The organism is Aeromonas sp. 5HA1 (assembly GCF_029237245.1).
In the GTDB taxonomy this organism is placed as follows: Bacteria; Pseudomonadota; Gammaproteobacteria; order Enterobacterales; family Aeromonadaceae; genus Aeromonas; species Aeromonas salmonicida.
Genome location: NZ_JAACFW010000007.1, coordinates 128330 through 142205, shown reverse-complemented (window position 1 = coordinate 142205; position 13876 = coordinate 128330). Strand labels below are relative to the sequence as shown.

Sequence of the window (13876 nt, the reverse complement as noted above, 5' to 3'; positions counted from 1 at the left end):
GTCATGGCACAGGCGTGTAATGGGATCAGGATACCGGCGTGGCCATTGGGCGAGCCGGGTGAGCAATGCATGAGATGACGGGACAAGGAGCAACAAATGGTGACCAAGCGAGCGTTATGGCTGCTGCCGGTGCTGGCGGCACTGATCTGGTGGGCTGGATATGCAGGGGATGCCAACGGCATCTGGCCCTGGCGCCATGAGATGCTGTTGCTGACCGGCCTGCTGGGGCTAGGCTACATGGCGCTGACCCTGTTGCTGGCGCTGCGTTTGCCGAGGCTGGAAGTCTGGTGTGGCGGGCTGGATCGCATGTTGCGGCTCCATCGTCACAGCGCCATGGCCGCGACCCTGGCCCTGACCAGTCACTGGCTGCTGGTGGAAGCACCCAAGTGGGCTGTGACGGCCGGCTGGTTGACCCGGCCTGCCCGCCGGGGGGCTGGTGGCGGGGCGGGAGCAGGGGCTGGCAATGGCCTCTCCCTGCATGCCCTTGGCAATACACTGGGGGAGTGGAGCTTCTATCTGCTGATAGCCCTGGTGGTGGTGAGCCTGTTGTCGCTGGTGAGCTATGGCCGCTTTCGGGTGATCCACCGTCTGGCGCCGCTCATCTATCTGGCGGGGTGGGTACACGGTCTCTGCCTGTTGCCCCAGGTTGGCCTGCTGACACCCGTGGGGCTCGGGATCTCACTGCTGGGCGGCGCAGGGGCTGTGGCTGCGGTTTACTCCCTGCTGGGCTTGACCGGTCAGCGGGATCGCCATCAGGGCCGCATAGTGGCGCTGCGCACCCTGGCGGACAGTACCCGTGAATTCACCTTGCAGCTGGAGACGCCGCTGTCGCACTACAGGCCAGGCCAGTTTGCCTTCTTCGAGTTTGATGCCAAGGAAGGCCCACACCCCTTCACCCTGGTGCGGGTGTCGCCCGACAAGCGTCAGCTGGTGATTGCGGTGCGGGCGCTGGGGGATCATACCCGCCAGCTGGTCGAGGCGGCTCGGGTCGATGGCCCAGTGACAGTGACGGGGCCTTATGGCGCCTTTGTCTGTCCCCCCCGGCAGGGGCAGTCGCTCTGGCTCGGCGCCGGGATCGGCATTACCCCTTTCGTCGCCTGGCTGGAGGGGCTGGTGGCCCGTGGTGAACGGGGGGAGGGGATCACATTGATCCAGTGTGCTCCGGACTTGGTCGGCGCCGTCTATCACCAGCGATTGGCCGAGTTGTGTCAGCGTACCGGGGTTCGTTATCGGCTGCATCTGGACAAGGAAGCGGGGCGGCTGGACCTGGCCGGTCTTGCACAGGGCAAGCCCGGTGACGTCTGGTTCTGCGGTCCGGAAGGAATGGCAGACGCCCTGACCCGGCTGTTGCCGGGAGGGCGCCTGCATCGCGAGCTATTTCGCTTTCGTTGACAGCTGGGCGAGGGCTGCCTCGACGGCTGCCTCCAGCTGGGGATCTCGTCCGCTGATCATGTCGGCTGGTGTGAGCGCGACCTGCAGATCCGGGATCAGCTCCTGATTTTCGTAGAAGCTGCCATCCGGGTTGCGCAGCCCCAGGGTCGGGATGCCGTAGGCGAGTCCGGGGATCAGTCTGGAGTCATGGGCATAGACCATGGTGCCAGTGCCCGGGACTGGCTCACCTATGATGGGGCCGACCTTGAGGGTGCGGTAGTACTGGGGGAAGGCCGAGCCTTCCGAGTAGCTGCCTGCATTGGCCAGCACTACTGAGGGCTTGGTCCACTGGCGGGTGGCGGCGTCTGTCTCCCCCTTGCCGTGGCGTGGCCAGCTGCGCGCCATGCCCTTGTCACTGCCGCTGCCGGTCAGGAACTCCACCAGGGTATTGGCCAGATAGCCCCCCTTGTTGAAGCGCACGTCCACGATCAGCGCCTCGCGGTTGCGCTGACGGCCGAGGGCATCGGCGACCATCTCCTCATACACGGCGCTGTTCATCTCCGGCAGATAGACATATCCCACCCGACCCTGACTCAACTGCGCCACCCGGGCGCGGCGCTTGGCGACCCAGCCATCCAGTTGCAACTTGTACTCCTGCTGCAAATCCATGGCGGTGATGTCGAGCTGCACCGGCGCCTTGCTCCCCTTGGGCAGCAGTGTGAGGGCCAGCCGCTGATCGGCCTGGTGGTTGAGCTGGGCATCCAGCGCGTTCAGGTCAGGAACCTCGGTGCCATTGATGGCCAGCAGACGGGCACCCGGTGTCAGGTCTGTCTCCTGTTCCAGCGGGCCGCCGGCCAGCAGGGCGACCAGTTCAACCCCCGTCTTGCCATCTTGCCAGTAGCCGCCGAGGCTGGCTGTGTTGTCGGGCATTCGCGGGGATGACGCCGGACCCACTCCCCAGGTGTGGGAAACGTTCAGTTCACCGGCCAGCTCCGCCAGAAGATGGCCAAAGTCCCTGCCATTGTTGATACCGGCCAGTTGGCGGCGATAGGCGGCCACATAGCCATCCCAATCCACGCCGTTCATGTCGGCACGATAAAACTCGTCGCGGGTGAGCCGGGTTATCTGGTCATAGGCGGCGGTCATGAGCGCCAGCGAGCTTCCGGTCTGCAGCAGGTCGAAAGGGTGTGACCTTGCCTCGCCTGAACCTGTGTCTATCAGGGTCACTTCTCCTTCCCGCACCAGGGTGGCCAGGCTGGCATCCTGATTGAGGCTGACCTGCGCCGGACCGGGCTGGCCGTCAAACAGCACCCGGGTCTCGCCCTTGCGCAGATCCTGGGCGTAGCCCTTGATCTCGCTCTCGCCGTTGGTGTCACTCTCTTCCACCAGCGAGATAAGGTGATCATCGACGATGCGGCTGGCGAGGATGAGGCCTGGGGGCTGCAATTGCAGCGCCTCTCTGTGTGCCAACCGGTCGGATTCGAAGCCGTAACCCGCTTTGGGGGGCGTCTGCTCGGCGATGAAGTCGCTCTTGGCAGCGCGGCTGCTGTAGAGGCCGAGCAGGCTGCCGCCAAGCGGCTCCCCATCGGCACCCAGAACCCCGTATTTGGTGGATTGCCAGTAGAGGATGCCGCCATCCTGGCTCCAGGCAGGACTCATATCCCGATAGCCGTTGAGGCTGACATTGATCGGCTCGGCTTTGGGGTCCGCGATGTCGATGACGGCGATCTCCTGCTGGGCCGAGTCAGGCTGAATGGTCAGCGCCAGATGACGGGAATCGGGGGCGAAGGCGAGCTCCACTGTGTGGCGGGAGGGGTTGAACTCGGCGGCGACCAGCGGTCGCTGTTTGCCGCTGGCCAGATCCAGCAGGTGGACGGCCTGACCATCCACCACGAAGGCGACCTGCTTGCCATCGGGGGAGAGGGTCGGCTTGCTGATGGCAGCATCCGGCATGGCCAGCAGCTTCTGTTCCGTGAGGGTGCCGGGATCGCTGAACAAGCCATCCGGCTGCGCTTTGTTCAGGCGATAGAGGGCGGCCGGGCCATCCTGCTCCGAGAGATATATGAGCCCTTTCTCTTTGTCCATATACAGGGGGGATGACTGCTCGCTGGGATGACGGGTGAGCTGGCGCACTCGCTCGCGGCGGGTATCGATGGCATACAAGTCCCCCTGGCTCACCAGTATCACCTCGTCACCATCCTGGCGGGCGAGGGCCTCGTCGATGGGGCCTGGCATCCAGCTCCTCTCGGCGGGTGCGTTGGCAAAGAGCGGCTGTATGGCCAGCTTGCGCGGTGTCTTGCTGCCCGCATCGAGACGGTACAGCTCCCCTTGCCAGGACCAGACCAGATCCCCTTGGCGGGAGGCGGAGAGGCCGCGCACAGGGTGACCCTGATAGTGGGTGAGTTGACGATCCTGACCGCTGGCCAGATCCCGCCGCCAGACGTTGAAATCGCCGCTGCGCTCGCTCAGGTAATAGAGTGCCTCACCCTTGTCATCCCAGACGGGATCGCTGGCGGCCACTCTGTCTTCGGTCAGCTGGTGATGGGCTTTGCCATCGAACAGCCAGAGGCGGGAGACGGCAAACGAGTGCTGATGTTTGCGAAACGGTTGATCCATGCCCGGCATCTGATAGGCCAGTTGCTTGCCATGGGGGCGAGCCAGGGTGGCGGGCAGAGGTTGTGCCGGCGTCAGGGCGCCGCCACCGACCGGAGTCCAGTAGAGGGCGCTGGCTTGGAATCCTTCCGCCACGAAGTGATCCGATTCGGGCGTAGTCAGTCGCTGGCTGCTCAGCAACAACTGCTTGCCATCGGCGCTGAATGCCTGGGGCAGATCGGGGCGGGAGTCACGGGTCAGTCTCACCATCTCGCCCCCTGCGCTCGGTACCACGAACACATCTTCGTTGCCATATAAGTTGGCGGCGAAGGCGATCTGTTTGCCATCCGGTGACCAGAGCGGGCGCTGGCTCAGGTAGTCGCTGTCGGTGAGCGGCATGGCGAGTCCGCCATCCCCCGCGCTCAGGTAGACTCGGCCCTGCCAGGTGAACGCAAGTTGTTTGCCATCGGGGGAGAGCGCAGGCTCGCGCAGCCAGAGCGGTTCGGCCGCCTGCAAGGGGGAGCAGATCAGCAGGATCAGCAAGGAGAGTCGGCATCGCATGATGGAAGTTTCCAAGTAGGTGAAAAAGCGCCTTATCTTCCCCCCAATCGCCCGGGGGGCACTATCCCGATATAGGGGGGATATCCCCTTGTTTTGGCTGTTAATTGTAACAATTTATAAAAGATGGCACGGGATATGTTTCTCTGGATATATTGAGTATTGATGGCGATCCAATATGATGGCGCTCGCCCGCCCCACGGGGTGGTGCCATTCAGATGATTTGGTAACAAGAAAAGCCCTAACCAGAGGCTTGTCGAGGGATGGAATGAGAGCCGTATTACTGTGTTTGCTGGGGCTGTGGCCCGCATTGAGTTTTGCCACCTTGTCTGCCGACATGATAGTGGTGAAGAAGTCTTCCTACAGCCTGACCCTGATGAAGGATGGCAAGGAGGTCAAACGCTACTGGATTGCCCTGGGGCCGGCCCCAAAGGGACACAAGCAGCGTGAAGGGGATCAGCGTACGCCGGAAGGGCGTTACATCCTCGACTACAAGAAAACCAATTCCAACTATTACAAAGCCATCCACATCAACTACCCGAATCTGGACGACATCAAGACGGCCAACGAAATGGGCGTGAATCCGGGTGGCATGATCATGATCCATGGTCAGCGCAACAGCATAGGCAACACACGTTTGCAGCCGTCCAACTGGACCAATGGCTGCATCGCCATGCTCAACCATGATCTGGACGAAGTGTGGAACGCCATCGAGCCCGGCACCCCCATCATCATCCAGCCCTGATTGCCTCTCTGCGCGCCCCCTTCATGGGGGCGCACTGAATTTATGAACCCTTGCAGTATCCGTTTTAGTCCTTGGTCTGCGGCCTTGTGTCGTGCTAGTTTTTCCCGCTCGCCGTGGATGCAACAAGGATGACCCAATGCCGTCAGCAACGAGTGCCCTTCCCGCCGGTACCGAGAGCGCCCGTACGCTCTGGTGGCGCGCCACCATCGATATTTTGCCGCTCTCCATTTCCGTCATCCCCTGGGGGATATTGTGCGGCGCCCTGGCATTGCAGGTGGGGCTGAGCCCGCTACAGGCCCAATGCATGTCCCTGCTGGTCTATGCCGGTGCTGCCCAGCTTTCGGCTACCACACTGTTCGGGGCGGGTACGCCCCTGCTGCCCATCATGGGATCCACCTTCGTCATCACCTCCCAGCATCTGCTCTATGGCTTTACCTTCCGCCGTGATGTCTTGCCGCTATCCCTGCGCTGGCGTGCCAGTCTGGCGTTCTTTCTGACCGACGAGATGTTTGCGGTGGCGCTCAAGGACAGGGAGCGCAGCGGCCGCTTCCATCCCGGCTATGCCCTGATCGCGGGCTTCGTGTTCTACCTGTTCTGGAATCTGGCGACCCTGCTCGGTATCGCCGCCGGTCAGTACATAGACGGCCTGGACAAGATGGGACTGGACTTCGCCATTGCGGCCACCTTTATCGCCATGACCATACCCGCCCTCAAGAACCTGCCCATGGTGGCGGCGACCCTGGTCAGCGGCGGCACAGCGCTGCTCACCAAGCCGCTGCTGGCGGAGGTCTACATCATCATATCGGCGCTGGCCGGCATGGTGGTGGGCTATGTGCTGCACCGGATGAGGAGATGACAATGAGCTGGCTGATGATAGGCCTGCTGGCCCTGATCACCTTTTTCAATCGCTTCGCCTTCTTCTCGCGGCTGACCCGTTATCAACCCGGCGCCGAGATGGGGGCATTCCTCAGCTTCTCGGCCCAGTCGGTGCTGACCGCCATCTGGTTGCCCATCGTCTTCAGCTATGAGCCGGGCAAGGGGCTGGACTGGGATCCGGACTACCTGGCCGCCACCCTGCTGGTGACGGCATTGACCCTGCTGCGGCTGCCGACCCTGCTGGTGGTCGTGGTGGGCATGGGGGGCTTCTTCCTGCTGCGCTGGCAGGGAGGCATGGCCGCCCTCTTGCCCTGGCTGGGGTAGGTCCGTGATCTGGCATGGTGGATGTCCTTTATGGATATCCGCCATGTTGTGAATGTCACTTCAAAAAACACCTCTCAAGTGTGAGGATTTAGGGACTATCCGCCAAGGAGCTCCCCATGTCTTTCACCGAAACCTGTCAGCGCATAGTGCGCGATCCCCTGCTCTCGCCCGCTCAGAAGAACCATGCCCTGGCGCTGGCCGCCGAAAATGCGCTGCCTTACCCAGAGTTGCCACCGGCGGTCGCCGAGGCGCTGACGCAGGGGTTTCTCTGTGACATGTTCGAGGGACATGCTCCCTACAAGCCGCGCTACGTGCTGCCGGATTATGCAAAGTTCCTGAGTCAGGGCTCCGCCTGGCTGGAGCTGGCGCCCCCCAAGGATTTTGACGAGGCGCTCGATGCCCTGCGCATCCTCTACCACCATGTGCCCTCCGTCACCGGCATGCCGGTCTGGCTGGGGCGCCTCGATCATCTGTTGCTGCCCTTTGCGGGCGAGCTGGATGACGAGACCCTCCATCGCAAGCTGAAAGGGTTCTGGATCTACCTGGATCGGGTACTGCCGGACGCCTTCATGCACGTCAACATAGGCCCCGATGACAACCGTCTCTGCCGCCTGATCCTGCGCATCGACGGCGAGCTCAAGCAGGTGGCGCCGAACCTGACCCTGTTCCACGATCCGGCGCAGACTCCGGACAACCTGCTGATGCTGGCGGTGCAGAACATAGCCAGCTGCAGCAAGCCGCACATTGCCAACTATCCGCTCCATAGCAACACCTTCGACCAGCGTGGCTTTGGCATCGTCAGCTGCTACAACGCTCTGCCCCAGGCCGGTGGCGCCAATACCCTGGTGCGACTCTCCCTCAAGCGGGTGGCCGAGCAGGCCCACGGCATAGACGACTTCATGGGCTGTCTGCTACCCCACTACTGCCGTCTCGCCTCTCAGTTGATCGGCGCGCGCGCCGCCTTCCTCCATCAGGAGTCCGGCTTCTTCGACAGCTTTTTGGTGCAGGAGGGCTTGATCGACGAAGACCGCTTCGTGCCCATGTTCGGCATCTATGGCATGGCGGAGGCGGTCAATTTGCTGATGGACAAGGAGAATCTGCCCGAGCGCTACGGACATGACGAGGAGGCCAACCAGCTTGGCTATCGCATCTCGGCCCAGCTCTCCCGCCATGTGACCGAGACGCCACAGGTACACGCCTGGGGTGGTCGCGCCCTGCTCCACTCTCAGGGCGGGCTCAGCGTGGATCGCGGTGTGACTCCCGGGGTGCGCATCCCTTATGGTCAGGAGCCGGATCCCGCCAGCCATGTGCTGGCCCTGGCGCCGCACCACGGTTTCTATCACTCCGGGATCAGCGAGATCCTGACCCTGGATCCCACCATACGCCAGAACCCGCAGGCGCTGCTTCAGCTCTGCAAGGGGGCCCTCGCCATCGGCATGCGCGAGTTTACCGCCAACGTGGCGGACAGCGATCTGGTACGGGTGACCGGCTACATGATCCGCAAGAGCGACGTGGCCCGTTTCGCGACCGAAGGGTCGCGGCTGCAGACCACCTGTCTCGGTGCCGAGGCGAGTGAACTGACGGCCATTCGTCAGCGAGCGCCGAGAGTGGTTGGCCGTGAGGCGACCCTGTGTGACTACTGAATGCGGCAAGGAAAGGAGGGAGCCAACGGAGCGCACCGCAACGGTCAGCCGCTGGCTGCCCTTCTCCTGCGTGGACGGCCCCGGCAATCGGCTGGTGCTCTTCCTGCAGGGGTGCAACTTTCGCTGCCCCGGCTGTCATAACCCTCATACCATGGGGTTGTGCGATCACTGCGGTGACTGCGTGGCAACTTGTCCGAGCGGTGCCCTGACGCTCGTCGAGGGCCGTCCTGGCGAGAGAAAAGTGCGCTGGCAGGCGGCACTCTGCACAGATTGCGATCGCTGCATCGACGGCTGCCCGCGCCATGCCAGCCCCAAGACCAGCCAGATGTCGGTAGCCGAGGTGCTGGCCCTGCTGCGCCGCTACGGTCCTCTGCTGACCGGCATTACCGTCTCCGGCGGCGAGGCCACGACTCAGCTGCCGTTTGTGATCGCCCTGTTCACGGCCATCAGGCAGGCACAGGATCTCTCGCACCTGACTTGTCTGCTCGACAGCAACGGCTCCCTGGCCGAGACGGGCTGGCAGCGGCTGCTGCCGGTACTGGACGGCGCCATGATAGATCTCAAGGGGTGGCGCGACTCGGTGCACCATTCACTCACAGGTGTTGGCCGCGAGCGGGTGCTGGCCTCGCTGCAACTGCTGGCAAGCCACGGCAAGCTGACCGAACTGCGGTTGCTCCATGTGCCGGGACGCAGCGATTTTCTGGATGCCGACGGCAAGCTGGAAACGGGTCTGGCCAGCTTTCTGCAGAACTTGGGACCAGTGCCCATTCGCCTCAACGGCTTTCGTCAGCATGGTGTGCGCGGGGTGGCGACGAGCTGGCCGGAGGCGGGCAGAGATGAGCTGACCCGCCTTGCCAGGGCGGTGAGCGACAGGGGACTTGGACCCGTTTCCCTGCCGGCCATTATCTGACCCTGTGCTTGCTGGCTCATTAACTGATCGCAAAGCAATTTGATGGGATGCTTTTGCCAGCCCCCTGCTCTGATGTTGAGTCTGGTGGCGGCTTTTTTGCAGTCTGAGTCTGAAGATGACGTAACTGTGATTGCTGTCTATTTGAGCTCTGCGAGGGGGCGGCTAGAATGGGGCATTCGCCCACAATCAACAGACGAACATGAGTGAATCCAACGCCTTATACCGAGTGCAGTTCATTTGCCACAGCGAGCGTTATGAAGTCTATGTCAGGGAAGTGAGTCAGGGTCAGCTGTTCGGCTTTATCGAGATCGCTCACTTCGTGTGGGATAACCACACGGCATTGATCGTCGATCCCAGCCACGAGAAATTGAAGAGTGAATTTGCCGACGTCGACCGCACCATGATCCCCATGCACCATGTATTGCGGGTCGATCAGGTGCGCAAACAGGGGGCCGCCCGCATCACTGAGCTGGGCAACAACATCGCGCCCTTCCCCAACCCCATCTATACCAGGAAGCCCTGAGGCTTTCTCCTCTCTGCGAGCCTTGCCATGGGAGTTCCCCTGGTGGGGCCATCTCCTCTTCGGGTCGGTAATGGCGCCCGCAGGATCTGCAATGGGTGCAGCCCCGGTGCGTTAACCCAGCTCACTGGCCAGTGTCAGGATCCGCTGTCTGAACCAGCGCAGCGCCGGCTCTTCGCCCGCCGGCCCATACCACACCAGGCTGTGGGTGACGGCGCCATAGTCGAACGGGACTGGACGGATCGCTAACCCCAAAGCCGCGCTCTGTAACGCCCAACCCTCGATGGCGGTCAGGATGAGATCGCTCTGGCGCAGCAGGGCTGACGCGCTGCCAAAATCCGGCAGAGTGGCACCAATCTGCCGGCGTACCTGCAGCTGGGCCAGGCTCTGCTCGAAGAAGGGGTTGGCCAGTTCCTGATCGCGAATGGCGATATGGCGCCAGCTCAGGTAGGCATCCAGATCCCAGGGCTTGTCCAGCGCCGGATGGTCCGCCCGCAGCAGACAGACCAGCCTGTCTTCCCGCAGGGTTTCCCATACCAGACCCGGCTGGCGGGGCAGGGGCTGGCTCTGGTCGTGGGGCAGGATAACAAAGTCGAGTTTGCCCGCGGCCAGTGCCGTCAGACCTTGCTCATCCTTGTTCCAGACATTGGGCTCCAGGCCCGGTACCTCCTGCATCAGCTGGCCCAGAATCGGCCCCATCGGCCAGACCATGCTGCTTTCCCGCAGCGCAAACCTCAGTTGTCCCTGCCAGGTTTCGGGGTCAAAACCGTCCTGGCTGGTGAGATTGTTCAGCTCGCTCAGCAGTCGGTGCAGGGTAGGACCTAGTCGCTCGGCAAAGGAGGTCAGCAACAGCTGGTTGCCCTGGCGGTAGAGCAGCTGATCGCCGAGCAGATCCCGTAACTGGTTGAGGGTCTTGCTGACGGTGGAGGGGGTGGTGCAGAGCCGCTCGGCCGTGCGGGTGACGCTCTGGCTGTCGAGCAGCAGATGCAGGGTGACCAGATGACGGCCTCCCAGCCTGGACAGTGCAATCAGATCCATGACAGCTCCACAACATAGGGACAAACAAAAAGCCCCGCTTGAGCGGGGCTTGCACGGGTTAGCCCTTGAGCACGGCGGCCATGGCGTCGGCCACATAGTCGACGTTGCGGCTGTTGAGGCCCGCCACGCACATGCGACCGGAGCGCACCAGATAGATGGCGAACTCTTCGCGCAGGCGGTCAACCTGCTCCGGCGTGAAGCCGGTGTAGCTGAACATGCCGCGCTGGCTGATGAAGTAGCCAAAATCACGACCAGGCACCTTGGCGCTCAGCACCTCAAACAGCTTCTGGCGCATGGCCTTGATGCGGATGCGCATCTCGCTCACCTCATCAACCCAGAGGGCGTGCAGGCTGGCATCGTTCATCACGGCCGCTGTGATCTGGCCGCCGTGGGTGGGGGGGCTGGAGTAGTTGCGACGCACTGTCGCCTTCATCTGGCCCAGCACCCGACCCGCCTCTTCGGCATCTTTGCAGATGACCGACAGGCCGCCGCAGCGTTCGCCGTAGAAGGAGAGGTTCTTGGAAAACGAGTTGCTGACGAAGAAGCTGACGCCGGCGGCTACCATGGCTCGGATGGCGTAGGCATCCTCTTCCAGACCATCGCCGAAGCCCTGATAGGCGATGTCCATAAAGGGAATTAGCCCCTTATCCACCACGAGCGCGATCACCTTGTCCCACTGGGCAGAGGAGAGATCCACGCCGGTCGGGTTGTGACAGCAGGGATGCAGCAGCACTATGCTCCTGGCCGGCAGGGCGCTCAGGCAGTCGATCATGGCATCAAACTGGACGCCGCCGGTGGCAGCGTCGTAGTAGGGGTAGTCGTGCACCTGGATGCCGGCCCCCTCGAACATGGCCTTGTGGTTGTCCCAGGTCGGATTGCTGACCCACACCTCGGAGGTCGGGAAGTAGCGCTTGAGCAGGTCGGCCCCGATCTTGAGCGCGCCGGAGCCGCCTATGGTCTGGATGGTGGCGATGCGGCCGGCCTTGACCGCTTCATGGTCAGCGCCAAACAGCAGGTGCTGCACCGCAGTGCGGTAGTTGGCGGCCCCTTCCATCGGTTGATAGGGGCGCGGAGCTGGTGCAGCGGCGCGCCGGGCTTCAGCCTGTTGCACGGACGCCAGCAGCGGGATGCGGCCCTGCTCGTCGTAATAGAGGCCGATCCCCAGATTCACCTTTTGCTCACGGGTGTCTTTGTGGAAGGTCTCGACCAGGGTCAGTATGGGGTCGCCAGCGTAGGCATCGACGTGTTCAAACATGGGGGGTCCTTGCGAAGTGGAATCCAGGGTAAGGGGATCAATGATCGGCGGTCATGATGGCGTAAAGCGGGCGAGGGCTCAAGTCTGAAACGGACCTGCCGTGCACGGCCATGGTCCCCTTTGCTGTAAAGGGCTCGGGTCCGGACTTGCTCCCATGGCTGGCGCCAGTGGCGAGCAGGCCGGGGAGCCTTTACTTCAGGTAGGATCTCAGCACCCGCACCACCTGATCCAGATCCTCCAGCCGCTCGGCCGGGGTGGCCTCTTCGGCGCCGAGATGCTCGCGCATATGACCTTCCAGCACTTCCAGCATCAGGCCGTTGACGGCGCCGCGGATGGCGGCGATCTGCTGCAAAATGGCGGCGCAGTCACCCTCCTGCTCCAGTGCGGTTTCCAGCGCCCCAGTCTGGCCCTTGATGCGGCGCACCCGCGCCAGCAGCTTCTTCTTGCCGTGAATGGTGTGTGACATGGAGGATCCTCTCGATCAATAAAACTATACTGGGGTATAGTATATTGCATCATCGCTCTCAGGAGAAATCCATGTCATCCCTCGTCTCATCCCACTGCCATCAACCCGTCGTGCACCAGGGTAATCCGCTGGCGGAACAGAAAACCCGCTGGGCCGTGCTGCTCACCGTCATCATGATGGTGGCGGAGATCAGCGGTGGCTGGTTCTACAACTCAATGGCGCTGCTGGCGGATGGCTGGCACATGAGTTCCCACGCGCTGGCGCTGGGCCTCTCCGTGCTGGCCTATCGTGCCGCACGTCATTTTGCCCGCGACCACAGATTCAGCTTCGGTACCTGGAAGATAGAGGTGCTGGGGGGCTTCACCAGCGCCTTGCTGCTGGTGGGGGTGGCCGGGTTGATGCTGTTCGAGTCGGTGTTCCGGCTGCTGGATCCCAGTCCGATCCACTATCAACAGGCGATCGCCATCGCGCTGGTGGGCCTCTTGGTGAACCTCGCCTGTGCCTGGTTGCTCAAGGACGATCATGGCCATCATCACGGTCACAGCCATGACCACCATCACGGCCATGATCATCATGACCATGCTGATCATCACGGCCATCAGGATCTGAACCTGCGTGCCGCCTACATCCATGTGCTGGCGGATGCGGCCACCTCTGTGCTGGCCATCCTGGCGCTGGTGGGTGGCATGCTGTGGGGAGCCGACTGGCTGGATCCCCTGATGGGCATAGCGGGGGCCGTGCTGGTGGCGGTGTGGGCCTGGGGACTGTTGCGCGACTCGGGCCGGGTACTGCTGGATGCCGAGATGGATACCCCGCTGGTGGCGGAGATCCGCGAGGTGATAGCCGACTTGCCGGACGCCGAGATCCGCGATCTGCACGTCTGGCGGGTGGGGCAGGAGCAGTATGCCTGCGTACTCTCTCTATTGATGGCGACGCCCATCCCGGCTGGCCAGATCCGTGAGCGGCTCGCCATCCATGAGGAACTGGTCCACGTCACCATAGAGATCGCCCAGCCATAAGCAGACGCGTCGAGTGGATGCTCAAGACAGGATGTGAAGAAGGGGCCAAGGCCCCTTCTGTGGTTCGCGTCAGTGATGCTGGCTGTGGTCATCGTCCGGCTTGTGCTGCCAGATGGCCCCCAGCAGCAGCTTGAGCAGCAGCCCTGGCGGGTTGTCCAGCAAGTGTCCCGACTCCAGCTGCAGGTGGCCATCCGCCCGAAAACCCAGGCTGGCATGCACTGTGCCATCCTCACCGCGCACCTGGATGAGGCCGCTCAAGGTGCCGCGTTCTCCCGGCAGGCAGCGCAGCCGCAGATCACGGGGTTCTCCCAGCAGGGTGAAGGCCCGACTCAGGGGAGGGGTGTCTTCAAAGTCGGGCCAATTGAAGAAGTGATACTGCTCTGCGAGCCCGCCCGCCTGCTGGCAAAACTGGTCAAACAGCTGCGCAATCCCCTGATATTCCTGATCCAGCCGTTTGGCCTGCTCTTCAATCCTTTTCATCTGTTGCTCCTGCTCACGCTATCTGGCTGATTGAAAACTGGTTTTTTTCAAGGTGCCAGCGGGTTCGACCAGATATGGC

The 13876-nt window shown here is 62.6% G+C and carries 13 protein-coding genes; 8 read left to right on the top strand and 5 right to left on the bottom strand.

Annotation, left to right across the window (positions count from 1 at the left end):
• Window positions 1–96: 96 nt before the first annotated feature.
• On the top strand, window positions 97–1392 hold the full coding sequence (locus tag GWQ27_RS08650; RefSeq protein ID WP_275907138.1) for a ferric reductase-like transmembrane domain-containing protein: 1296 nt from the start codon (window positions 97–99) through the stop codon (window positions 1390–1392).
• On the opposite strand, the gene GWQ27_RS08645 is transcribed toward GWQ27_RS08650, so the two are convergent.
• Entirely contained in the window at window positions 1375–4524 is a 3150-nt protein-coding gene (locus GWQ27_RS08645; RefSeq protein WP_275907137.1) for a S41 family peptidase, read from the bottom strand. The genes GWQ27_RS08650 and GWQ27_RS08645 overlap by 18 nt on opposite strands.
• Before the next feature lie 265 nt (window positions 4525–4789).
• Here GWQ27_RS08645 and GWQ27_RS08640 point away from each other — a divergent pair, with 265 nt between their 5' ends.
• The 6 genes from GWQ27_RS08640 (at window position 4790) to GWQ27_RS08615 (ending at window position 9542) form a co-directional block, all read left to right on the top strand.
• Window positions 4790–5266, top strand: a complete 477-nt coding sequence (locus GWQ27_RS08640) for a L,D-transpeptidase family protein (protein WP_034284004.1) — start codon at window positions 4790–4792, stop codon at window positions 5264–5266.
• Window positions 5267–5402: 136 nt separating this feature from the next.
• Window positions 5403–6122 (top strand): AzlC family ABC transporter permease, encoded by a 720-nt coding sequence (locus GWQ27_RS08635; RefSeq protein WP_099991577.1) that lies wholly within the window; start codon window positions 5403–5405, stop codon window positions 6120–6122.
• Window positions 6123–6124: 2 nt separating this feature from the next.
• A complete protein-coding gene (locus GWQ27_RS08630) occupies window positions 6125–6466 on the top strand; it encodes an AzlD domain-containing protein (RefSeq protein ID WP_017412656.1) in 342 nt (113 codons plus the stop codon).
• Window positions 6467–6582: 116 nt separating this feature from the next.
• Entirely contained in the window at window positions 6583–8109 is a 1527-nt protein-coding gene (locus tag GWQ27_RS08625; protein ID WP_275907136.1) for a YjjI family glycine radical enzyme, read from the top strand.
• Window positions 8099–9019, top strand: coding sequence for a YjjW family glycine radical enzyme activase (locus GWQ27_RS08620; RefSeq protein ID WP_275907135.1), 921 nt, complete (start codon window positions 8099–8101; stop codon window positions 9017–9019). The genes GWQ27_RS08625 and GWQ27_RS08620 overlap by 11 nt, the downstream gene beginning before the upstream one ends.
• A gap of 199 nt (window positions 9020–9218) precedes the next feature.
• The gene (locus GWQ27_RS08615) at window positions 9219–9542 is read left to right on the top strand and encodes a DUF1820 family protein (RefSeq protein WP_005313662.1); all 324 of its coding nucleotides are present in this window, start codon (window positions 9219–9221) and stop codon (window positions 9540–9542) included.
• 111 nt (window positions 9543–9653) lie between these two features.
• Here the strand turns inward: GWQ27_RS08615 and GWQ27_RS08610 are convergent, their stop codons facing one another.
• From GWQ27_RS08610 to GWQ27_RS08600, 3 genes are all read right to left on the bottom strand, one after another.
• On the bottom strand, window positions 9654–10577 hold the full coding sequence (locus GWQ27_RS08610; protein WP_275907134.1) for a LysR family transcriptional regulator: 924 nt from the start codon (window positions 10575–10577) through the stop codon (window positions 9654–9656).
• Window positions 10578–10635: 58 nt separating this feature from the next.
• The gene (locus tag GWQ27_RS08605; protein ID WP_275907133.1) at window positions 10636–11832 is read right to left on the bottom strand and encodes an amino acid aminotransferase; all 1197 of its coding nucleotides are present in this window, start codon (window positions 11830–11832) and stop codon (window positions 10636–10638) included.
• A 190-nt stretch (window positions 11833–12022) separates the two neighbouring features.
• Window positions 12023–12298 (bottom strand): metal/formaldehyde-sensitive transcriptional repressor, encoded by a 276-nt coding sequence (locus tag GWQ27_RS08600; protein WP_021138847.1) that lies wholly within the window; start codon window positions 12296–12298, stop codon window positions 12023–12025.
• A gap of 71 nt (window positions 12299–12369) precedes the next feature.
• On the opposite strand from GWQ27_RS08600, the gene dmeF reads away from it, so the two are divergent.
• The gene (gene dmeF / locus GWQ27_RS08595; RefSeq protein WP_042869051.1) at window positions 12370–13317 is read left to right on the top strand and encodes a CDF family Co(II)/Ni(II) efflux transporter DmeF; all 948 of its coding nucleotides are present in this window, start codon (window positions 12370–12372) and stop codon (window positions 13315–13317) included.
• Between the two features lie 69 nt (window positions 13318–13386).
• Here dmeF and GWQ27_RS08590 read toward each other — a convergent pair whose 3' ends face one another.
• Window positions 13387–13797, bottom strand: a complete 411-nt coding sequence (locus GWQ27_RS08590) for a hypothetical protein (RefSeq protein WP_275907132.1) — start codon at window positions 13795–13797, stop codon at window positions 13387–13389.
• Between the last annotated feature and the right edge of the window lie 79 nt (window positions 13798–13876).

Excerpts from the sequence above, each read along its gene's own strand:
- GWQ27_RS08590 (WP_275907132.1), bottom strand. The coding sequence starts at position 13,797 with ATGAAAAGGATTGAAGAGCAGGCCAAACGGCTGGATCAGGAATATCAG.
- dmeF (WP_042869051.1), top strand. The coding sequence starts at position 12,370 with ATGTCATCCCTCGTCTCATCCCACTGCCATCAACCCGTCGTGCACCAG.
- GWQ27_RS08635 (WP_099991577.1), top strand. The coding sequence starts at position 5,403 with ATGCCGTCAGCAACGAGTGCCCTTCCCGCCGGTACCGAGAGCGCCCGT.
- GWQ27_RS08625 (WP_275907136.1), top strand. The coding sequence starts at position 6,583 with ATGTCTTTCACCGAAACCTGTCAGCGCATAGTGCGCGATCCCCTGCTC.
- GWQ27_RS08610 (WP_275907134.1), bottom strand. The coding sequence starts at position 10,577 with ATGGATCTGATTGCACTGTCCAGGCTGGGAGGCCGTCATCTGGTCACC.
- GWQ27_RS08640 (WP_034284004.1), top strand. The coding sequence starts at position 4,790 with ATGAGAGCCGTATTACTGTGTTTGCTGGGGCTGTGGCCCGCATTGAGT.
- GWQ27_RS08605 (WP_275907133.1), bottom strand. The coding sequence starts at position 11,832 with ATGTTTGAACACGTCGATGCCTACGCTGGCGACCCCATACTGACCCTG.
- GWQ27_RS08630 (WP_017412656.1), top strand. The coding sequence starts at position 6,125 with ATGAGCTGGCTGATGATAGGCCTGCTGGCCCTGATCACCTTTTTCAAT.
- GWQ27_RS08615 (WP_005313662.1), top strand. The coding sequence starts at position 9,219 with ATGAGTGAATCCAACGCCTTATACCGAGTGCAGTTCATTTGCCACAGC.
- GWQ27_RS08650 (WP_275907138.1), top strand. The coding sequence starts at position 97 with ATGGTGACCAAGCGAGCGTTATGGCTGCTGCCGGTGCTGGCGGCACTG.
- GWQ27_RS08600 (WP_021138847.1), bottom strand. The coding sequence starts at position 12,298 with ATGTCACACACCATTCACGGCAAGAAGAAGCTGCTGGCGCGGGTGCGC.
- GWQ27_RS08645 (WP_275907137.1), bottom strand. The coding sequence starts at position 4,524 with ATGCGATGCCGACTCTCCTTGCTGATCCTGCTGATCTGCTCCCCCTTG.